General features: G+C 50.0%; 19 protein-coding genes. 13 read left to right on the forward strand and 6 right to left on the reverse strand.

The features are described 5' to 3' along the window. The first annotated feature begins 16 nt into the window (after positions 1 to 16). The 10 genes from gmd (at position 17) to ACN4EK_RS03175 (ending at position 10,652) form a co-directional block, all read left to right on the forward strand. A complete protein-coding gene (gene gmd / locus ACN4EK_RS03130; RefSeq protein ID WP_431656021.1) occupies positions 17 to 1,096 on the forward strand; it encodes a GDP-mannose 4,6-dehydratase in 1,080 nt (359 codons plus the stop codon). Continuing rightward, positions 1,096 to 1,674 carry a 5-formyltetrahydrofolate cyclo-ligase gene (locus tag ACN4EK_RS03135; protein ID WP_431656022.1) on the forward strand — a complete coding sequence of 193 codons (579 nt, stop codon included), beginning with the start codon at positions 1,096 to 1,098 and terminating at the stop codon, positions 1,672 to 1,674. The genes gmd and ACN4EK_RS03135 overlap by 1 nt, the downstream gene beginning before the upstream one ends. A gap of 454 nt (positions 1,675 to 2,128) precedes the next feature. Beyond that, positions 2,129 to 2,503, forward strand: coding sequence for a hypothetical protein (locus tag ACN4EK_RS03140; protein WP_431656023.1), 375 nt, complete (start codon positions 2,129 to 2,131; stop codon positions 2,501 to 2,503). 143 nt (positions 2,504 to 2,646) lie between these two features. Further along, complete coding sequence (locus ACN4EK_RS03145) at positions 2,647 to 3,996, forward strand: DUF3685 domain-containing protein (RefSeq protein ID WP_431656024.1); 1,350 nt, start codon at positions 2,647 to 2,649, stop codon at positions 3,994 to 3,996. A 6-nt stretch (positions 3,997 to 4,002) separates the two neighbouring features. After that, positions 4,003 to 4,863, forward strand: coding sequence for a DUF6671 family protein (locus tag ACN4EK_RS03150; RefSeq protein ID WP_431656025.1), 861 nt, complete (start codon positions 4,003 to 4,005; stop codon positions 4,861 to 4,863). A gap of 125 nt (positions 4,864 to 4,988) precedes the next feature. Next, positions 4,989 to 5,486 (forward strand): hypothetical protein, encoded by a 498-nt coding sequence (locus tag ACN4EK_RS03155; RefSeq protein WP_431656026.1) that lies wholly within the window; start codon positions 4,989 to 4,991, stop codon positions 5,484 to 5,486. A gap of 22 nt (positions 5,487 to 5,508) precedes the next feature. Next, complete coding sequence (locus tag ACN4EK_RS03160) at positions 5,509 to 6,204, forward strand: LmeA family phospholipid-binding protein (RefSeq protein ID WP_431656027.1); 696 nt, start codon at positions 5,509 to 5,511, stop codon at positions 6,202 to 6,204. 291 nt (positions 6,205 to 6,495) lie between these two features. Continuing rightward, the gene (locus tag ACN4EK_RS03165; RefSeq protein ID WP_431656028.1) at positions 6,496 to 7,431 is read left to right on the forward strand and encodes a hypothetical protein; all 936 of its coding nucleotides are present in this window, start codon (positions 6,496 to 6,498) and stop codon (positions 7,429 to 7,431) included. Positions 7,432 to 7,528: 97 nt separating this feature from the next. After that, on the forward strand, positions 7,529 to 9,376 hold the full coding sequence (locus tag ACN4EK_RS03170) for an ATP-binding protein (protein ID WP_431656029.1): 1,848 nt from the start codon (positions 7,529 to 7,531) through the stop codon (positions 9,374 to 9,376). A 277-nt stretch (positions 9,377 to 9,653) separates the two neighbouring features. After that, positions 9,654 to 10,652 (forward strand): pentapeptide repeat-containing protein, encoded by a 999-nt coding sequence (locus ACN4EK_RS03175; protein ID WP_431656030.1) that lies wholly within the window; start codon positions 9,654 to 9,656, stop codon positions 10,650 to 10,652. Between the two features lie 20 nt (positions 10,653 to 10,672). Here ACN4EK_RS03175 and ACN4EK_RS03180 read toward each other — a convergent pair whose 3' ends face one another. Then, complete coding sequence (locus ACN4EK_RS03180; RefSeq protein ID WP_431656031.1) at positions 10,673 to 11,062, reverse strand: response regulator; 390 nt, start codon at positions 11,060 to 11,062, stop codon at positions 10,673 to 10,675. A 169-nt stretch (positions 11,063 to 11,231) separates the two neighbouring features. On the opposite strand from ACN4EK_RS03180, the gene ACN4EK_RS03185 reads away from it, so the two are divergent. The 3 genes from ACN4EK_RS03185 to ACN4EK_RS03195 all read left to right on the forward strand — a co-directional run bounded on the left by ACN4EK_RS03185 (position 11,232) and on the right by ACN4EK_RS03195 (position 14,882). Beyond that, positions 11,232 to 11,825: a neutral zinc metallopeptidase gene (locus ACN4EK_RS03185; RefSeq protein WP_431656032.1), complete on the forward strand. Its 594-nt coding sequence runs from the start codon at positions 11,232 to 11,234 to the stop codon at positions 11,823 to 11,825. A 233-nt stretch (positions 11,826 to 12,058) separates the two neighbouring features. Continuing rightward, positions 12,059 to 13,048 (forward strand): glycosyltransferase family 2 protein, encoded by a 990-nt coding sequence (locus tag ACN4EK_RS03190; protein WP_431656033.1) that lies wholly within the window; start codon positions 12,059 to 12,061, stop codon positions 13,046 to 13,048. 190 nt (positions 13,049 to 13,238) lie between these two features. Next, a complete protein-coding gene (locus ACN4EK_RS03195; RefSeq protein WP_431656034.1) occupies positions 13,239 to 14,882 on the forward strand; it encodes a WecB/TagA/CpsF family glycosyltransferase in 1,644 nt (547 codons plus the stop codon). Positions 14,883 to 14,888: 6 nt separating this feature from the next. Here the strand turns inward: ACN4EK_RS03195 and ACN4EK_RS03200 are convergent, their stop codons facing one another. The 5 genes from ACN4EK_RS03200 to ntrB all read right to left on the reverse strand — a co-directional run bounded on the left by ACN4EK_RS03200 (position 14,889) and on the right by ntrB (position 21,362). Continuing rightward, complete coding sequence (locus tag ACN4EK_RS03200) at positions 14,889 to 17,078, reverse strand: molybdopterin oxidoreductase family protein (protein ID WP_431656035.1); 2,190 nt, start codon at positions 17,076 to 17,078, stop codon at positions 14,889 to 14,891. A 2-nt stretch (positions 17,079 to 17,080) separates the two neighbouring features. Next, the gene (locus tag ACN4EK_RS03205; RefSeq protein WP_431656036.1) at positions 17,081 to 17,383 is read right to left on the reverse strand and encodes a DUF1830 domain-containing protein; all 303 of its coding nucleotides are present in this window, start codon (positions 17,381 to 17,383) and stop codon (positions 17,081 to 17,083) included. Positions 17,384 to 17,476: 93 nt separating this feature from the next. After that, positions 17,477 to 18,319 (reverse strand): nitrate ABC transporter ATP-binding protein, encoded by an 843-nt coding sequence (locus tag ACN4EK_RS03210; RefSeq protein ID WP_431656037.1) that lies wholly within the window; start codon positions 18,317 to 18,319, stop codon positions 17,477 to 17,479. Between the two features lie 135 nt (positions 18,320 to 18,454). After that, a complete protein-coding gene (locus ACN4EK_RS03215) occupies positions 18,455 to 20,461 on the reverse strand; it encodes an ABC transporter ATP-binding/substrate-binding protein (protein ID WP_431656038.1) in 2,007 nt (668 codons plus the stop codon). A 67-nt stretch (positions 20,462 to 20,528) separates the two neighbouring features. Next, complete coding sequence (gene ntrB / locus ACN4EK_RS03220) at positions 20,529 to 21,362, reverse strand: nitrate ABC transporter permease (protein WP_431656039.1); 834 nt, start codon at positions 21,360 to 21,362, stop codon at positions 20,529 to 20,531. Between the last annotated feature and the right edge of the window lie 25 nt (positions 21,363 to 21,387).

Consider the following 21,387-nt stretch of genomic DNA (forward strand, 5'->3'; position numbering starts at 1 on the left):
TGTTTCTTAATCACCTATGACCACGAATAAACGCGCCTTGATCACGGGGATTACCGGTCAAGATGGATCCTACCTGAGTGAGTTTCTGTTGGAAAAAGGCTACGAAGTTCACGGCATCATTCGGCGCACCTCGACCTTTAATACCGATCGTATTGACCATATTTATGAAGACCCCCATGACCAGGGAGTACGCCTATTTCTGCATTACGGGGATCTCACAGACGGCACCACCCTACGCCGCATCTTGGAAGAAGTGCAGCCCGTCGAAATCTACAATCTAGGAGCGCAATCCCATGTCCGGGTGAGTTTTGATTCGCCCGAATATACCGTGGACAGCGTCGGCATGGGCACCCTGCGGTTACTGGAAGCGATTCGTGATTATCAGCACCGGACAGGGATTCAAGTCCGCTTCTACCAGGCAGGCTCCTCGGAAATGTATGGCAAGGTGCAGGACATTCCCCAAACGGAAACCACGCCGTTTTATCCCCGTAGTCCCTATGCCTGTGCCAAAGTCTACGCCCACTGGCAGACTGTAAATTACCGCGAATCCTACGATCTATTTGCCTGTAATGGCATTCTGTTTAACCATGAATCGCCGCGCCGGGGGGAAACCTTTGTCACCCGCAAAATTACCCGCGCGATCGCTCGCATAATTGCCGGACAGCAGCAAAAACTGTATATGGGCAATCTGGATGCCAAACGAGATTGGGGCTATGCCAAGGATTACGTCAAAGCCATGTGGATGATGTTGCAGCAACCCCAACCAGATGATTACGTTATTGCCACCGGAGAAACTCACTCGGTTCAGGAGTTTCTAGATATTGCCTTTGGTTATGTGAATTTAAACTGGCAGGAGTATGTCGAGTTTGACGATCGCTACCTGCGTCCGGCAGAAGTGGATTTGTTAATTGGCGATCCCAGTAAAGCTAAGCAAGTGTTAGGCTGGCAACCGTCAGTCACCTTTGAGCAATTAGTCTATTTGATGGTGGAAGCGGATCTGAAGGCGCTGGGCTTAGTGCCGCTCAGTGGTCATATCCGCCAACCTGTTTTAGATCACGCGACCGTTCGCCAGAGTGCCGGAGGCTCGATCGCCTGATGGGACTGGAGGACGAATTAGCCGGAGACAAGCGATCGCTGCGGAAATCCCTCCTCACCCGGCGACGCAATTTGTCCCACAGCGATTGGCAACAAAAAAGTGTACAGATTTGTCGCCACCTCCAGGCTGATGCGGAGTTTCAGCAAGCCCAAACTGTATTAGCGTACTTCAGTATTCGGCAGGAACCGGATCTCAGTTCCCTCTGGCCGATCGCCAAAACCTGGGGCTTTTCTCGCTGCATCGAGCAATCCCTGGTCTGGCATCATTGGTTCCCAAACGCAACATTGCCTCTCCAAACCGGAGCCTACGGCATTCTTGAACCCCATTCAGACTGCCCTTTATTACCGCCTGAAGCCGTGGATTTAATTCTGTTGCCCTGTGTTGCCTGCGATCGCCAGGGCTATCGCTTAGGCTATGGGGGCGGCTTTTACGATCGCCTCCTGGCAGAACCCGCCTGGGCAGAGAAACCCACGATCGGCATTGTGTTTGATTTTGCTTACTTAGCCAGTTTGCCAATGGATCCGTGGGATCAGCCGTTGCAAGCCATCTGTACCGAAACTGGACTGTATCGACATTGAAGTTGTCTGCTCTTTAAAGCGGTTTTATTACCCCTAACCGGGGTGATTTCTTTTGCTCAGTCATCGGCAAGTTGCGGACTGAATCCTGAGAGAAAACCTGAGAGAAGTATTAATTTTTATGATGATTGCCATAGAAATAACTAACTTAAGAAATGTAACTCTGTTCCTTTTTGGGGGCAATGAAGCAGGTTGATTCAGCCATGACGCTAAAATCTCTGTTGGATAAGGCTTTTCAGGAAAATGACTCAGTTCATCCTTTGCAATCTTGCTGAGTTGATCTACCTAAGAGATCATGAATTTAGGCGATTGAATGTAAACTTTTTCAACAAATGATAGATTCTCTGAGGAGATTTTCATAAGCTTTATCGAAACCGCTACCGCTTGTGCGACGACACAACGGAGTGATGTGCAAGCAATCTGTTCAACTGCATTACTCGTAATTAGGAGGTCAAACGTGACGCTTTCTCAAAGTCAAGTGATCGCTCAACCCGACTTAGGCTTGACGCTCAAAAGCTTTGCATTGTGGACAGGTATTTTGACAGTTTGCTTGCTGATTATCGGGTTTCCTGTCGGAATTTTGATTGTGACGATCGGCTGGCTGCTGGCTATGAGTCTGCATTCGATCATGCCAGGTATGGGCATTGTCTTAGTGGTGGGTGGTTTAATCGCAGTGCAGATTATCGGTGTGATGATTGCGGCTGCCACCCTAACGTATAAAGGCATTCATCCTAAAGATGTCAGTTGGTTGCCCTGGGTGCAGGGTCGGGCAAATCCCCAGCATGAAGCGAGCTATGCCGCTTGTCCGTTAACCTGCGACATCAAGCAATAAAAGCTGTTTTATCCTTAAGCCTCACGAGCTCGGTAAACACCGGGCTTTTTTATTTGCTCAATTCTTCGCGCTTGTGCAGGGCGAGCAGTTCATAATGGCGAAAGGATTGATATAAATTCCAGCAGGAGTGATCTGGAACGGCTATGAACGAAAACCCGTTGGCAGTGCTGCGACGCAATCTGCGGCGATCGGGGTTGCGGCAAATTGATGCGGCGATCGCCCAATTAGAGGCACAACTCCAGAATCCCAATTTGTCCTTAGCCGATCAAGTGTTTCTCGCGGGTCGGCGGCGAGAATTACGGGCAGCTCGTTGGGTCGTGAATCGCCTGCTAACCACCCAGGAACCAATGGGGACAGAACCACCTATAGTCACGCCACCGCCTCCAGCTACCAGCGATGCCCTACCACCTCCGAACCCGCCAGGACTAATCCCACCGCCCCCCCCATCGGGCACCCCCGACCCAGCGATCGCTGCCGTTGGGGGCGAACTCCTGACTCAAACTGCCACATCCAGCCGCATGAGAACGATCCAGGCAGTTTTATTGGATGGTATGGCAACCCGTCTATCGGCTAGCTTACTCAATCTCACAGATACCCCCTTAGAAATCGATATTCTGCGGGAGGATAAAAAGCGAGAATTGTTGTATATCATCCTGAAACAGTTAGAAGAACTGTTAGATGAATTGCGCTTCTCTCAGGTGACACCGGAACAATTGGTAGAGAAATATCCGATCGTTCTGCAAGATTTGTGGCAGGCAGCAACCACCGATTTCTTTGGCAAATACTATAGTTTGGAGGTGGGCAATCAAGCTGTCGCGCTGGTCGATCGCCTATTGCAAGATGCGGAGATTGTGCAAGCGGCAATTCTCGATCGCATTCCAGGGGTTCCCGAGTTTTTGGCACATTTATTATTCCAAACTCCCCTGACGATCGATGGAGTTCCCTATGCCATTGGCACCATTGAGGCAATGATGCGGCTAGAGATGCTATTACAGAACCTGACGATTCAAATCGCTAATGCGGTCGTACAGCCATTATTAAATCATTTTGGTGATGTCGTTGCCATTAAACAAAACTTCTATGATAAACGGTTACTTTCCTCCCGAGAAATTGAACGATTCCGCAATAATTTGTCCTGGAAATATCGGCTGGAAAACTTAGTTGGGGAACCGACAGCAATTTTTGAAAGCCGCTTCTATCTATTAGTATTTAGCGCCTTAGGAATTACTAAAACATCAATCTATGCTGCCCGCAATCAAGAACTGGCGAACCTATCTGGGATTCGATTAGCTGTGACATTGACCCTAGAAATGCGGGATGCCCTCTCACCTCGCCTCCGAACGGCGATCGCTTTTGTCGGCAGTGGGGTTGTCTATGTGTTGACGGAAGTGATTGGCCGGGGAATTGGTTTAATTGGACGCGGGGTGATTAAAGGAATCGGCAACGTTCTACGTGATAATGAACGCGGTAATAGTAGTGAGCGCTTTCGTTAATCACGCATGACCACAGACTACTTTGCTAATCGGGTTGCGGTTCTGGCAACAATGCATCGCAAAGAACAGGCGATTGCCCCGATTTTAGAACAAGAATTAGGCATAAAAGTCATCATTCCCGAACAATTGAATACCGATGTTTTTGGGACGTTTACCCGCGAGCGCAGTCGTCCCGGCAATCAACTCGAAACTGCTCGGATCAAAGCCCAAGCTGCCTTAGACCTGACTGGGGCAACCTTAGCGATCGCCAGTGAGGGCAGTTTTGCGCCCCATCCCAGTTTTCCAGCCATTCCTGGCAACCGTGAATTAGTCATTTTGATCGATCAACGCCATCAGATCGAAATTATTGGCGAAGAATTATCTCTAAATACGAACTTTAATCATCAAACAGTTAAAACCCTTGATGAAGCGCAAGAATTTGCCCAAAAAATCGGTTTTCCTCAACACGGTTTAATTGTTAGTTTAAGTTCATCTTTACAAAACCCTAGTACGATAGTGAAGGGAATTACGACGGAGGCACAATTTATTACGGCTGTTGAAACAGCATTTGAACGATCGCCAACGGGCACAATTCATCTAGAAACTGATATGCGGGCACTCTACAATCCAACTCGAATGCAGGTGATTGCCCAGGCAACTCACAACTTAGTGAAAGCGGCAAATCAAACCTGTCCGGAATGCGGTTGTCCCGGTATGAAAGTAATAGAACGACGGCGAGGATTATTGTGTGAGCTATGCAATTTGCCAACTCGTTTGACGCGATCGGTAGTCTACGGTTGTCAAAAATGCGAAGCATGTCAAGAAGTTTTGTTCCCTGATGGCAGCACTACAGCCGATCCCACTTACTGCGCTTACTGCAATCCTTGATCCCCAAACAGCTTTACGTGATTGCACGACTCTCCCACAACTTACCTGGCAAAAGTTCTGTAGGCACACTGAGTAAATCTGGGATTAAGTCGAGATAACTAATAGGAAGAGGAGGGAAAAGCCCGATGCTAATTTTCTCTCCCACGCTGAAGAAGGAGATTTGTATGGACTTCCAATTTCCTACAACCTGGCAAGAACTTGAATCCATTGTGAATACGGGTGTGTTAGATCAGTTGCCAGTTGAATATAAGCGTAGTTCGGAGCTAATTCAAACCTACGAGAAAGACCGCCAAACAATTTCTAAGGCTGAAGCACTTCAGAATATTCACGCCGAAATGCAGGACTCGCTGACAGTATTATCGGGCGGAGAAGAAGTATCGCTCACCTACAACAAATATCCCTACGATCTACTCCTGCAAAACCTGCCTGGGGTCACGCACGCACTCCTATGGTTTAAAGGTTCCTTGTCGATCGACGCAGCCCAAGCTTACCTGCAATCGTTAGGCAAAGCCTGCTGCCTGTATGAAAATCCAGTCGCTTTGAAATCCATCCCTGAGGTGAGCCATTACCAGGTGTTTCTCCTTGATAATGTCAAATCGCTCCCCTTCCCCATGGCAGCTTAACTAAAGTATTTTGGCTTGGCTCATGGAAAAGCAACGGTTTAGCGAACGAGCAGTTAACAAAGTCATTGAAGTGATTTTGTCCCGGTTGGTAGATGCCGATCGCCTTCAAGTCCGCATCAAAACCACCCTGAACCGACTTACCCAGGGCGAAGTTGATGCGATCACGATTCATATTCATGGATATTTGCTGCAACCAAACCTGCGGGTAGAAGCCTTTCTATTCGATATTGGGACGGCGGCTGTAAATGTTAAAAGTGCCATGCGCCGCAAAATTGAGCTACTACATCCCTCCACCGGGGTACTGTGCCTGACGCTGACTGAAACGCAATTTACAGACTCCCTGATCGCAGAACTCCACCCACTCACCCCGACAGATAGCTGCAATACCCTAGACTGTGTCACCTGTACCTTTGCGGCTGAAGGCACGATCGCCCTGACCTGGCAATGGTCGAATCCAGATAGGGTCTGCTCTGGCCAATGGATTGCGACTCCCCAGGTGAATCTAGAGGACTACACCGTTGAGTTGGCATCAACGGTTCACGGCGAACCCATCCCAGAGCATTGGCTGGCTCCTGCGATCGCGCATCTGCGCCGCACCCTTAACCTCTGTGCTCTCGCGAATCAGGGTACTACGTTTCAGGTACACACCATCGCGATCGCAACTGGAAAAGCCACCGTACAAGCCCATGCTCACATTGACTATGTTCCTTCCAAGTGACATTGCAAACTATTAATTAACTGCTTCATAGAGAGAGTTAATTAAACGCTTGATTTGCCCTTTGGAGCCATCTTTGAGCATTACTCTATAGATTTAGTCTATTGCCATTAGCTAATAAGAATCATTACGCTCTATTGTTGCCTACGCAGAAATCTCACAGACTTGAGGCAAGAGAGAATACAGAACACCCTACATTCCAAAACTTTCCCACTGGTTAATCCGTCATTTCACAGCGACTTTGCGCTTGAGTGTGGAAGGCCTGTACGCCCGCTGAGGATGGGGACAAGGCTGATGATCATAAGTCTAATAGAAGGGTGGCTAACATCGGTGCGATCGATCGCTTCTACATCAAGCGGTCAATATCTGAATGGTTATAAAAACTTGCTTAACCAAACTCTAGGTTGCCAGGTCTCTCCAGCCTTACTCCATCAAAGTTTTGGGGCAATTACTGGCGATCGTTGCTGGTTCTATGATGGATGTAGCTTAGTCCTAACAACGGCGGCGAATGCTCGATTTAGCCATTGGGTATCCGCTCTGGAACTCTATGCAGATGTTCAGATCTGTCAGTGTCCTCACCCCAACTGTTGCGAAGCTAACCATCAACTGCCAAGCCATAGCCAGCGGGGGGAAGGAATGAATTTAACCACGGCTCAACTGGAAGCGCTACAGGAATTGATCCACACGGCTGTCGATCGAGCCGCTAGAACGCTAGAGCACCTGATTAACTTGGATGTCTATGTAGAACCTGCTGCCATTCAAGTGTTAATGCCACTCGATATCTGCCATGAGTTAACTCGGCAGTTTGGCAAAGTTCAATTATCCGTCGCCAGTGTTAACTTTGCGGGGGAATTGAATGGGACAGTACAGTTTATACTCTCGCTGGAAAGCACTGCCCGCCTCTTATCGATCGTGAATCGAGAACCGATTGATGTTGAGGATTTACATAGATTACGAGTCGGGACATTTCTAGAAATTGCCAGTGTGTTAATTAATCACATCTTAGAAACAGTGATTGCTCATATCCATCAATCACTACACACCTCCATGCCAATTTATCGCCAAACCAGTACCGAAAATCTCCTACCACTCACAGATCTAGTGAGTCATTCTATGGTGCTACTTGTCCCAACCCAGTTAGAAGTTGCACCATTACAGCTAGTTGGCAACCTCCTGTTAATGTTGCGTACTGGCTCATTCAATACCTTCTTATCTAAAACATTTATCTAGTCAATCATTCAAACAACTTATTGACTAAGGTCAGTGTTTTATCCGAATTAATGTATTTGTATCGATCGGGGTTTAGAGCAATCAAGGATAGCTAAATATGAACAAGATTAATGGGGAGCAGTGCATCATTTCGCAACTATCGATGGAAGCGATCGGTATACTTGATCTAGTCCCGATCGGAGCCTGCATCTTACGTAAAGACTTAACGGTGCTGTTCTGGAACCGGCTATTAGAAACATGGACAAATATTCCTCGGGAACAGATTGTAGGTTGCCCGATTCACCATATCTTTCCCCACTTTGCTCAACTGAAATATATAGAGCGATTAAAACAAACATTTGAAATTGGGGTGTCAGGAGTTTTTTCAGCAGAGTTGCATCCTCATCTACTTCCAGCCCGACGCGAGGATGGACGATTACAAATTCAACATACAACTGTAACTGCCGTTCCGATCGCGGGGAAAACTACATTTAATGCTCTCCTTTCAATTCAAGATGTCACAGATTATATGACCCCAAAAACATTGATTAACGCTAAAGACCAGCACGAGCCAGAAGCTCAGACTCAACTGACTTTAGAATCCGCGATCGAGGCAGATGGGCAACCGAGTTCAAAACCAGATTTAGAACAGCAAATTCGCCAACGCACCGAGGAACTTCAGCGATCACTCAGTTATGAATTGAGTTTTCGGCGGATTACCGAGGAGGTATGGAAGTCGCTAAATGAAGACTATATTATGCAGGTTGTTGTCGAAGAATTAGGTACCGTATTAAAGCTAGATTGTTGCCGCACAGCGACCTATAGTTCGGACTATGCTAACTTTTCCATTACTCATGAATATTCAGCCGATGCCTCACGCTCCTTAGGCTGTGTGCTGAATACCTATAATGATCCTGGGATCTTACAGAAATTACTACAGGGCGAAACGGTGCAATTTTGTACCCATTTAAATGATGTGGCATTATCTGGCGCTCCCTTTTCCGTCTTAGCCTGTCCCATTGTGGATGAACATACTGTCTTAGGCGATTTGTGGTTATGTCGGAGTGGTGAAGCCGCCTTTGATGACCTGGATATTCGATTCGCGCAACAGGTGACCAAGCAATGTGCGATCGCCCTACATTATGCCCGCGATCACAAAGTTGTCCGAGCCAGAATTGCAGAATTAGAAACCCTCAACCGCCTCAAAGATGATATCCTCAGTTCAATTTCCCATGAACTCAGAACTCCGTTATCAAGCATTAAAATCTCAGCCCAGGTTTTAAGCACTATTCTGGAGCATCCCGGCGTATTAATTCAGGATCAAACCGATAGTGCGGTGAATCACGATCGCATCCATCAATGCCTGAACGTGCTGTTAGAAGAGAGCGATCGCCAACTCGATTTAGTCTCCGATCTGCTGACCTTACAACAGGTCGATGCCAATGACTACCCCCTGGTGCTCTGTCCGCTGGAACTGCAAACCTGGATACCAACGGTAGTCGAAACGTTTCAAGAGCGCACCCACGAACACCAGCATCAATGGACGATCGACCTGCCATCCGAGCTACCCGCGATCGATACTGATGTCTGTGTCCTCAATCGCATCCTGGCGGAACTGCTGACCAATGCCTGTAAGTTCTCTCCCATTGGTAGCACCATTGCGATCGCCATCAATGTAGCGATCGGCGCTGAACACCCGCCGTTGTGGCAGTCGGGGCCCCCGTTGTCCCCCCATCCTCGTCTCCAGATCCGCGTGACTAATCCAAGTGAAATTCCACCTGACCAACTAGAGATGATTTTTAATCTGTTCTATCGCTTACCCAGTCATGATCCCCGCCGCTATAGTGGAACGGGCATTGGACTGGCATTGATCAAGAAATTAGCCACACTACTCGGTGGCAGTATTTGGGCTGCCAGTAGTTACGGACAAACCTGCTTTACATTAGAGTTCCCGTTAGACAACTAGCAGGTTGTTGCCGGAAACCGATGCCAAGATCGGTGGCATTGATAGTGATCAATCCAGTCAAAAATTGACCTATCAATCGGTGATGCTGCTAACTGGGGTGCTACTAATTAGATTCATGAACGATTGCCAGGACGGACAAACGATGTAGAGTTTAATAAATTTATCCCACTACAGTTTATTCATCTCGCTACTCAATTGATGACAGACATATCTACATCTTGTCACCCCTCGGCTCGGTTACAGAGGAGATTACAGTATGGCAGCCCAGGATATTCCAATGAGTCAAATCCCTATCGATCGCCACTCACTCCAGTTGGTTGGGACAGACTTCAGTCAGCGCAATTTAGATCACAGCAATCTCACCCAGGCTTATTTAGCTTTTGCCAAATTAGTGCGCTGTTCCCTGATTAGCGCCAACCTCGATCAAGCATTACTGTACGGAGCCGATCTGAGTTATGCCAAACTGGCGCAGGCTCGCCTGGTGAATACCATTCTGACCAAAGCAAATTTAACAGGTGCCAATTTAGTTCGAGCGGATCTGGCGGGGGCTAGTTTGAGTGGAGCCATTTTAACTGGCGTGAATTTGCGGGAGGCTAATTTACAAGGCGTGAATCTATGTGGTGCCAATTTGCAGGGCATTAACTTGCGATCGGCGAATTTAGCTGCCGCCAATCTGTGTTGGGCAAATTTAACCGGAGCCCGCCTGAGTGGAGCCAACCTGAAAGGAGCCAGACTGAGTGGCGTGAAACTGAGTCGGGCATTTATGAATGGCATTGACCTTAGAGGCACTAACTTAGATGGCATTGATTTGAGTGAAGCCAAACTCAATGGCACTAATTTTTCCGGGGCAGATCTCTCGGTTGCCAATCTGAGTGAGGCATACTTACGGGTCGCCTTACTCACCCAAACGAACTTACGAGCAGCGAATTTGGTACGGGCATCCTTAATTCGCGCCGACCTGACGGGGATTGATCTGAGTTACGCTGACCTCAGCCAAGCAGTATTCATTGAAGCCAACCTCAGTCAAGCGAATTTAGTTAAAGCCAAGCTAACCGGAGCCAATTTAGCTCGGGCAACGTTACGCAATACATCATTATTAGGGGCTAATTTAGATGCGGCTAACTTACAAGGAGCCGATTTAAGGGGGGCAAATCTACGAGGGGCTAGTTTACATAAAACGTTGCTACAAAATATTCGCTGTGATGCCAGTACGCAATTTCCCAGTGGATTCTTAGCGGGGGCTGGCTTACCCCATGCTGTAATTAGTCACTGGTAAACCCAATTCATCGTCCTGCATTATTCATCATCTATGTCCCAACCCAACACCTCAGCGATCTCTTGATGCAGCGTAATCGGGTTAAAGGGCTTGGAGATGGCTCCCTTTGCCCCACTTTGACCGACACCATTCGCATCGATCCAGGCTGTTTTAGCCGTGAGCATCACAACGGGAATGGTTTGGGTTTGAGGGTTGCTGTGCAATGCCCGCAGAAAGGCTAATCCATCCATTTCGGGCATCATCAAATCCAGCACGATCGCATCAAGCTGTTCGATCGCCGCAATTGTAAGTCCCTCTCGCCCGGAAGCCGCTTCCAAGACCTCCCAACCTCCCAAGTCCCTGAGACAAGCTTGCACCACCTCGCGGACGTTAGCTTCGTCATCAACCACCAAAATACGTTTCACCGACATGACCCCTCCGGACAGCGACATCAATAGCGACATAAATAAGAACAGGGTGGAGCATGTTCAAACTCTAAGGTGGAAAAATAAAGAACTGATGAGGCGAAATCACTTGCCGCTTGAGTAATTTAGGGCTTAGATCGAAATACTTGAGATTTCCCTGATGGCAGGAGGGGCAATGAAGCGGTTTTATCGGCTACTCATCATTGGGTTGTTAGTCGCTGTCATTGTGGGTGCTGCCGACATAGCGTATGCCAATTTATCTCGCCAAGCGGTGATTCGTGGCGTGGTGGCTGGAATTAACCAGATTCATGGCAATGTGGCTAAACCCAAGGTGTATTACAACATTCCGCGCGGATTTGTTTCCCCTTGTGGCGCGATCGATGCCAACAATGCCGGATATTGTCCCCGCAATCATACGATTTACATTGGGCAAGGCATCCAAAATCTCGCCTATTACCGCTATGGTGATGCCGCCCTGGCTTACCTCGTTGCCCATGAATATGCCCACGGTATGCAGGTGGCGTTTGGCTTCCATCCTGGCTCTACCGTTTTGGGTGAACTACAAGCGGATTGCCTGAGTGGTGTGTATATGGCGGTGATTCCCAATTTGACCTTCGATAATCAGGATATTCAAGAAATTGTGCGGTTTGCCTACGCGATCGGGGGCTACGAGGTCTGGTCACCCAACTGGCATGGCACTCCCCAAATGCGAGCCAAGAGTGTCCTGACAGGATTAAGCCGTCGCAACATCAAGGCTTGCTCGGTCTAAACGGACTTTTTCGCGATCGCTCAATTATTAAGCATAACTTTATGAATCAGTGGATCACTGCTAAGTTTACTTTCCTGGCTGCCAGCTTCCCGTAAACCTGTGTTCTACTTGAAACGTCGGCATGACTGTGATCCAGTGATGATAGTGATGCCATTCAGTGATACAGCCGTTAGGGTCTTGGGCACTCTAGGGCTGATCTGCAAATCAGCATCTGGAAGCGGGGGAGAATACCATTGAGTCGAGTTGGACTGGTTGCCATTGGGCGCAATGAAGGTGAACGGCTACGTCAGTGCTTAAAGTCCGTGATCGGGCAAGCTGACCCGATCGTCTATGTCGATTCGGGATCTACCGATGGCAGTGTCAGCATGGCACGATCGCTGGGAGTGGTGGTGGTCGAACTGGATTTGTCCATTCCATTTACCGCTGCCCGCGCCCGCAATACTGGCTTTCAATATCTGCTAGACCACTATCCAGACGTAGAATACGTTCAGTTTGTGGATGGTGATTGTGAGATTGTGGACGACTGGCTGGAACAGGCACAACACGTCCTCAATGCCCACCCGGAGGTAGTGGTGGTCTGTGGGCGGCGGCGGGAACAGTATCCCCATGCCTCAATTTATAACCGCCTATGTGACATTGAATGGAATACGCCGATCGGAGAAGCGAAAGCCTGCGGTGGGGATGCCTTGATGCGGGTTGCCGCCTTGCGTCAGGTCGGTGGTTACAATCCCACTCTGATTGCCGGGGAAGAACCAGAATTATGTGTGCGGTTGCGCCAGCAGGGGGGCAGAATTCTGCGCCTGGATGCCGAAATGACTCGCCATGATGCCCGGATCACTCGCTTTTCGCAATGGTGGAAGCGGACGCTGCGATCGGGCCATGCCTTTGCCGAGGGCGCTTGGCTGCATGGGGCTCCCCCCGAACGGCATTGGGTTCGCGAAACCAATAGCATTTGGATCTGGGGCATCGCTCTACCCATTGTTACATTAGGCACTCTCTGGCTGACTCAGGGCTGGAGTTTACTGCTCCTAGGGCTGTATCCCTTCATGGGCTATCGCATCTATCGCTACTTCCATCGCACCGGGTTGAGTGCCAAGGATGCCGGACTATACGCCCTGTTCTGCATGCTGGGTAAATTTCCCCAAGCCCAGGGACTCATACAGTTTTATGGAGGTAAGTTGCTGCGGCGACGGGCGCAATTAATTGAGTACAACACGCCCTAGTCGGTCAGCCATGCGAATCGACAATCTGGCTAAACCAACGATGCAACCTGACTAACGCTGGAGCTAGAGAAATCTGCGATCGGGTGATCTTTCTGCTAATAAGTTTGAGGATGACTGGGTGCGGGTGGGCACTCTAGCGTAAGAGCAAGGGCTAGCTTAATCTAATTCTCTACCACATAGTTGACGGGCAATGAGTGAGTATTCTTTAGGTTCGATCCTGTTAAAAGAAGGTCTGATTACTCAGAGCCAATTGGACGCTGCATTACAAACCCAACGTCAGCAAGCCGCGTCCGTTGGATGGCAAATGCTGGGAGAAATTCTGCGGCAATCTGGGCTGATCACGAAGCGAGATCTCGAAGAGGCCTTAGAACGGCAAGCCAAAATTTATGATATTGAGCTTTTTAGTCTCACTCCCCATTCTTCTACGTTAAGTGGATTGAAGCGGTTGTTGGATATTGTTGGTGCGATCGCTGGCTTACTCATCACAGCCATTCTGTTTCCCTTCATCGCTCTGGCAATTTACCTGAACTCCCCAGGCCCCATTGTCATTGCCCAACCTCGGGTCGGACTGCGCGGGAAGCAGTTTAAACTACGGCGCTTCCGCACGACTACCCCTGATGCCGAGCGCTATCGGCTGAAAGTGGCTTATGAAAAAGGTGGCAAATTTTTTGATAGTCAAACCGAACCCCATGTCACTCGCGTAGGTCGGCTATTAAGACGGTTCTATCTGGATGAAATGCCCCAATTCCTCAATGTCTTGACAGGAGACATGAGCCTGGTGGGAACCCGTCCACCCACCTTAGATGAAGTCCAGTTTTACACGAAAACCGATTGGCAACGGCTGACCGTTAAGCCAGGGATGACCGGACTTTGGCAAATCAACCGCCGCAAGTATGGCATGACCTTTGAGCAGGTGTTGGAAATTGATTTTTCCTACATTGATGCCTGGAAACATCGCTTAGATGCCAAAATTCTGATCAAAACGTTCCTACATATCCTCTTAGGAGCAACCTACAGTCGGCGACTGGATAGCTCAGGAAATCAGCGCTGGGAAACGGTCAATATTTTAAACGTTCCGATCGATAACCTATCGATTATCGAGTTTTTGGAAGAACTCAAAACTGGCGTTGTGCTAACTCCGAATGTCGATCATTTGATGAAATTACAACGGGATGCTGAGTTTTTTCAGACCTATCTCCAGGCAGATTACAAGGTTTGCGATAGCCAGATCCTCATGTATGCCTCGCGGTTTTTAGGCACTCCCTTGAAGGAAAAAATCTCTGGTTCAGATCTCTTTCCCACCTTTTGTCGATTTCATCGGAACAATGAAGCGATCAAAATCTTCTTGTTAGGAGGAGCACCCGGCGTTGCCGATCGCGCCAGAATCAAAATTAACAGCAAGGTAGGGCGCGAAATTATCATTGGTGCCCATTCTCCCTCCTTCGGATTTGAGAAAAACGAGGCTGAGTGTCAGGAAATCATTGAGATGATCAATCAATCTGGAGCCACCGTTTTAGCCGTTGGTGTCGGGGCACCGAAACAGGAGAAATGGATTTGTCAGTACAAAGATCAGTTCAAATCCATCAAAATCTTCTTAGCGGTAGGGGCAACGATCGATTTTGAAGCGGGTGCCATTCGCCGATCGCCCAAATGGATGAGCCGTATGGGGATTGAATGGCTATTCCGAATTTATTCCGATCCCAAACGGTTGTGGAAACGTTACTTAGTAGACGACCTACCGTTCTTCTGGCTACTGCTCAAACAACGATTAGGCTGGTATACCCCTCCGAATTTCGATCTCCCTATGAACGATCCTGTAACCACCCGCTTCTAACGCCGCTTACACCGAGTAGGCAGGAGCCGAGAGTTCGCAGGGACGAGATGCCATGCCGATCGGCAAGAGGGCAACGGCACAAGCCTTCAGTTCCGGTTGATGCGAATCGGGGCAGGATTCGGGATGGGTTAAGGCATTCGCTTCTGCCCGATCTGCCCACAGTTCCCCCCAGTGCATCGGGACAAACACCGTCCCCGGAGCGATCGCCTGGGTAATCTTGGCAGGAAATTGTGCCATCCCCCGCCGCGATCGCACCTCCACTAATGCGCCATCCTGAATCTCTAAAGATGCGGCATCGCGGGGATGAATTTCGATGAACGGATGAGGATGCATCTGACGAATTTTCTCAGTGCGTCCGGTGCGAGTCTGGGTATGCCAGTGTCCATACAACCTACCCGTTGTCAACACATACGGATAGCGGTCATCCGGAGGTTCGCCCAAGCCGCGAGAGTGATAGGCGGCAAATCGGGCACGCCGATCGGGGGTATGAAACTGGAGATCGTTATAGAGCCGAGCCGAGGTTGGCTGGTTCTCTGGAGGAACTGCCGGACAAGGCCACTGTAATGGTCCTGTTTCCTGTAAGCGTTGATGACTGATCCCCGACATATCACAGGGACGATCGCGGGTGAGTTGAACAAATTCGGCATGAACTTCCGCCGCCGTTTGGAACTGGAATTGCTCGGCAAAGCCCAACCGCCGACCCACTTCGGCAAAAATCGCCCAGTCATCTCGGGCTTCACCGAGAGGAGGCTGGAATGCCGGACACAAGGATACCCGCCGTTCCGAGTTCGTCATCGTACCCGTTTTTTCGCTCCATTGGGTCGCTGGTAACAGGAGATGGGCGTAAGCTGTGGTTTCTGTGGGGTAGTAAGCTTCCTGATAAATCGTGAACGGCGATCGCCGTAAGGCCGCTTTTGTCCGTTCTAAATCTGGCAGGCTGACGATCGGGTTTGTTGCCGCAATCCACATTAAGCCAACTTCGCCCTGTTCCAGCCCCAGAATCATCTCCCATACGGTACGACCGGGTTGCGAGGCAATGCGTCCGGCGGGTAGTCCCCAGAATTGTTCGACCTCCTGCCGCTGGTGGGCATCCCGTACCGATCGATAGCCCGGTAACAGGTGAGATAATCCTCCCGCCTCGCGACCACCCATCGCATTCGGTTGTCCGGTGAGGGAGAAGGGCCCCGCTCCAGGTTGCCCAATTTGTCCGGTGAGCAAATGCAGGTTGATCAGCATCCGGACTTTAGCGGTTCCTTCCCGCGATTGATTCAGGCCCATTGACCAGAGAGACAAGACTCGCTGTGCCTCTGCCCAATACCGAGCCGCCGTTTCCAGATCGCTGACTGAAATGCCACACCGGGCAGCCGTCACTTCCGGGGGATAGTGCTGGAGAATCTCGGCGTAAGCCGCAAAGTCTGATGTGTGGGTTTGAATAAAGTCCGGTTGATGCTGACCCCATTGCCAGAGTAAGTAACCAATGCCATTAAACAGATCAATATCTGTACCGGGACGAATGGCAAGGTGCAAATCAGCCGCTTCAGCCGTTTGAGTCTTACGTGGATCGACGACCACCAGTTTCACATGGGGATGGCGCTTGTGGTGTTTGCGTAATCGATTAAACGCGATCGGGTGGCATTCAGCCGCATTACTGCCAATGATAAAAGCGCAATCTGTTAATTCCAAATCGTCATAGCAGCAGGGTGGGCCATCGGAGCCAAAGCTCTGGATGTAACCTGCCACCGCCGAAGACATACAGAGCCGCGAGTTAGCATCAAAATTATTCGTGCCCAAGCAGCCCTTCATCAGCTTTTGGGCAACGTAATAGTCCTCCGTCACAAACTGGCCAGAACCATACATACAGAGGGCATCAGCACCTTGAGTTCTGAGTACCGTTTGAATTCGCTCCACAATCCGATCGATCGCCTCATCCCAACTAATCTGCTGAAAGGGTTGATCCAGGGACGAACGAAACATGGGGGAGAGCAGCCGATCTTTCCCGATCGCTTCACTGACGGTTGCCCCCTTCACACACACCATCCCCTGACTGGAGGGATGACTGCGATCGCCCCGCACTTGCCACACCGGAGCCCCAGGTTGATCCCGATCGGCGGAACGGGATGACGCTACGGGCAGAACTTCCAAGCCACAACCCACGCCACAAAAGGGGCAAACGGTTTTGGTTGGATTAGTCGTCATAGTTACTCCACCACACTTACATCAGCAATATCACGGCGACGGAATTGAGGTTCAAGCACCTGCAACCGCAAGCAGGAAATCCGCTCCAGGAGGCGGACTTGATCGGTCGCCCCGACATAAACTTCTAACCAGGCATCCGGTAGGGCTTCAAATAGCCAACGCTGCCCAGGAAATACGACTGACTCACTCTGACAGCTCACCCCATTGATGATCCGAGCAACTTGCAGTTGGCCGGTGGTGTTGGCGTAATAACACAGTTGTGGGTAAGCATCATTCGTCGATCGGGCAACAGACATTTGAGTCATACCGACTACCCCTGGAGTGAATCATCCGACTTGGACAACGGACTATAGGTACAGATAGCGACGATCGATGCAGATCGTGCGAGCCCCGATCGCTTACTCCACATCATCGTGGGCAAATCGATGGTAGAGGAAGTCAAGGGCTTCGTTCCGCAGTTCGTAGTATTTGGGATCTTCCATTAACCGGGAACGATTGCGGGGGCGGGGGAAAGGAATCTCCAGAATTTCACCCACCTTTGCCGCCGGGCCATTGGTCATCATCACCACCCGATCGGACAGGAACAGGGCCTCATCAATGTCGTGAGTAATCATCAACACCGTGACCTGATGTTCCATCCAGATTTTGAGCAGTTCTTCTTGCAGTTCTTCGCGGGTGATCGGATCTAATGCGCCGAAGGGTTCATCCAGCACTAACACTTGCGGTCGTAGTGCCAACGCTCGGGCAATACTCACCCGCTGCTTCATCCCGCCGGATAAGGCTTTGGGCTTTTTGTCCGCCGCTTCAGTTAAGCCCACCATTGCCAGGTGTTCGCGGGCGATCGCTTCTTTTTCGGCTTTGGGCTTGTCTGGCCAAACGGAATGAATGCCCAAATAAACATTCTCAAACGCTGTCATCCAGGGCAGGAGTGAGTAATTTTGGAACACCACCATGCGATCGGGGCCGGGTTTGGTAATCCGATTGGATTGGAGCCGCACTTCGCCACTGGTGGGAGAACGAAATCCAGACACCATATCTAACAGCGTCGATTTACCACAGCCAGAGTGACCAATCAGGCAAATAAATTCACCTTCACTGACGGTCAGGTTGACTCCATCCAGGACGGTATACGTGCCGCCACCCGTCGTGGGATAGACCTTGGAGACATGATCAATGACCAGGAACGGTTCCTGCTGCCTGAGGGTTGTTGTTTCCAGGGTTGTGGAATTGAGAGTCTGCATAGGGAAAGAAATAGGAGTGCTTGAGGGTGGGTGATCCGTCATCAAATCGCAGCCATGTGTAATGGGGACAAACCTGACGTTAAGGCAATGAACCGTGAAAGCATCATGTATCGTTCATCTTGCCTGACTCCAGACTTAGACGGTTGAAGGTTCTGGCGTATCGATCGTGATCTCTTCAACCCGAATGTCGCGCTTAATCGGTAGGCTATTCAGATACCCGATCGGGTCATCGGGATTAAAAACGGAACCATCCGAGAGGGTAACGGGCGATCGATTCGGTTCAATATCCAACAAGCCGAGGTCGCGAGCCGCTGCGCCAAACACATCTAACCGCCGCGTCCGATCGAGAATACCCAACCAGTTACGCGGAAAGGCGGTAATTCCCCAGCGGGCTAACTGGGTCATAATCCACAGCCCCTCTGCCCGATAGGGACAGTTCGTGCGATCGACATAAAACTGGTTGTAGCGCAGCAGACTTTCGGGTTCGTCCCCCATACCGCGATCGTAGGGAGTCACCAGACCAGGGCGCAGATGGGCTGGATCGGCACCGACATACTCGGGTCGAGCCAACATCTCCACCAGTTCTTCCCGGTTACGAAAATCGTCGCAGTATTCGCAGGCTTTTAACAGAGCTTTCACCAGTGCCAGGTGGGTTTTGGGATATTGTGCTGCCCATTCCTCGCGAACGCCTAGCACCTTCTCGATGTGACCTGACCAGATATCCAGATCGGTGGCGATCACATAGCCTAACTCTTCCTGAACCGCCCGCGAGTTCCAGGGTTCACCGGCACAATAGCCATCGATCGTGCCTGCCTTCAGGGTACTGACCATCTGAGTTGGCGGAATGATCACAATGTTGACATCTCGATCGGGGTCGATGCCACCGGAGGCTAACCAGTAGCGCAACATCAAGTTATGCATGGAGGCAGGATGCACCGTTGCCAGGGTCGGCACTTTATCCGAACTCCGTACCAGATAATCCTTGAAGTCAGCCAGGGTGCGAACGCCTTCATGCAACAAGCGCTGGCTAAAGGTAATTGCATTGCCATTACGACTCATAACTAACGCGGTAGCTACAGGGAGTGGAGCTTTACCCCCCATGCCCAACGTTAGCGCCAACGGCATTCCAGCCACCATCTGGGCAGCATCTAACCGTCCGGTGGTAATCCCTTCTGCGATCGCTTTCCAGCTTGGTTCGCGAGACAGGGTGACATCCTCTAAACCATATTCCTGAAAGAAGCCTTTTTCTTTGGCAATCACCAGGGGAGCACAATCCGTTAGAGGAATAAAGCCCAGTTCCAGGTTGACCTTTTCCAAACCATTGCGAGCCACAGGTGCCGCCTGCAATACTTTGCGCTTTTTCGCTTGTTTTTGTTGGTTCAGGAAATAAACCACTTCATTCCGCATCCCGTAGTAACTGGGATGGTTGACCACTTCCAAACGCTCCCGGGGGCGCGGAAAAGGCACTTCCAACACCTGCCCCACATAGGACTCGGGCCCATTGGTTAGCATGACAACGCGATCGGACAGTAGCAGCGCTTCATCAACATCGTGCGTCACCATGACACAGGTCAGTTCATGTTCCTGCGCAATCTGCATCAATTGATCTTGCAAACTACTGCGAGTTAAGGCATCCAACGCCCCGAAGGGTTCATCCAGCAGGAGCAATTTCGGACGAATGGACAGGGCACGCGCGATCGCCACCCGTTGTTTCATCCCACCCGAGAGTTGCCCCGGTTTCTTGTCTGCCGCATGACGCAATTTGACGAGATCAATGTGCTCTTCAATAATGACCTTGCGCTCAGCCGGAGACAGTTCTCGCATCACCCGATTGACGGCTAGAGCGATATTTTCACGCACCGTTAGCCAGGGCAGTAAGGAATAGTTTTGGAACACCACCATGCGATCGGGACCCGGCTTCGTCACCTGCTTCCCTGCCAATACCACCCCACCCGAAGCAGGTTGAGTCAGTCCGGCGATGATGTTGAGCAGAGTGGACTTGCCACAACCCGAGTGTCCAATTAAGGAGATGAACTCCCCTTTACGGATGTCTAGCGTAATGTTCTTCAGCGCAATGTATTTGCCGCCATTGGGCAGATCAAATACCTGATCAACGTGGTCAACTTCAACAAAAACTGACATAGGAATTGGGTAAGTTGCAGTGAGTGTAGGCGTAAGTCAGGCGTTGTTCGGACAGCGTGGTAGCCGCTTAGTTGGCTTCAGCCACAACCAGAGAAGCAATGAAACTGATCAACTTATCCAGTAACAGACCCACCAGTCCGACGTAGATTACCGCTAAAATCACTTCGCTTAAGTTGCCGCTGTTATAGGCATCCCAGATAAAGAAGCCAATCCCCACACCCCCCGTCAGCATTTCTGCCGCAACGATCGCTAACCAGGACAACCCGATCGAAATCTTTAGACCCGTGAAAATATAAGGAACGGTTGCCGGGAGGAGAACTTTGAAGAAATAATCCAGCTTCGACAATTGCAGCACTTTCGCCACATTGTTGTAATCCTGGGGAATGTTTTGCACTCCTACACCCGTGTTGATAATGATTGGCCAAATTGCCGTAATAAAAATCACAAAAATGGCAGCGGGTTCGGCTTCTTTGAGGGCAGCGAGGGAGAGCGGCAACCAGGCAAGGGGTGGAATAGTCCGTAATACCTGAAAGATTGGGTCAAGTGCCTGGAACATGATGACACTGACTCCAATCAAAATCCCTAAAGCAATCCCTGCGATCGCGGCTAATGTGTACCCGATCGCGACCCGTTTCAAACTAGCAAATAGCTGCCAGAATAAGCCCTGATCCACCCCCTCACCTTGATAGAACGGTCTAAGAATCAGATCACTTGTTTCTTCCCAGAGTTGGGTGGGGCTAGGCAGTGCGGCGGTGGGATTAGAACATAGCAATTGCCAGATCAGCAACAACAGGCTAACGGCGATGATGGTCGGTACCGCTTTCAACAGCAGCTTTTTGGCTTTAGCGGGCAACCCGGAACCCAATAATGCGGTACCAGGACGACTAACATTGACTGCCATAGTGTGAGTTCCTTAGGGTGTTGGG

The organism is Pantanalinema rosaneae CENA516, from assembly GCF_050753385.1.
GTDB lineage: Bacteria > Cyanobacteriota > Cyanobacteriia > Leptolyngbyales > Leptolyngbyaceae > Pantanalinema > Pantanalinema rosaneae.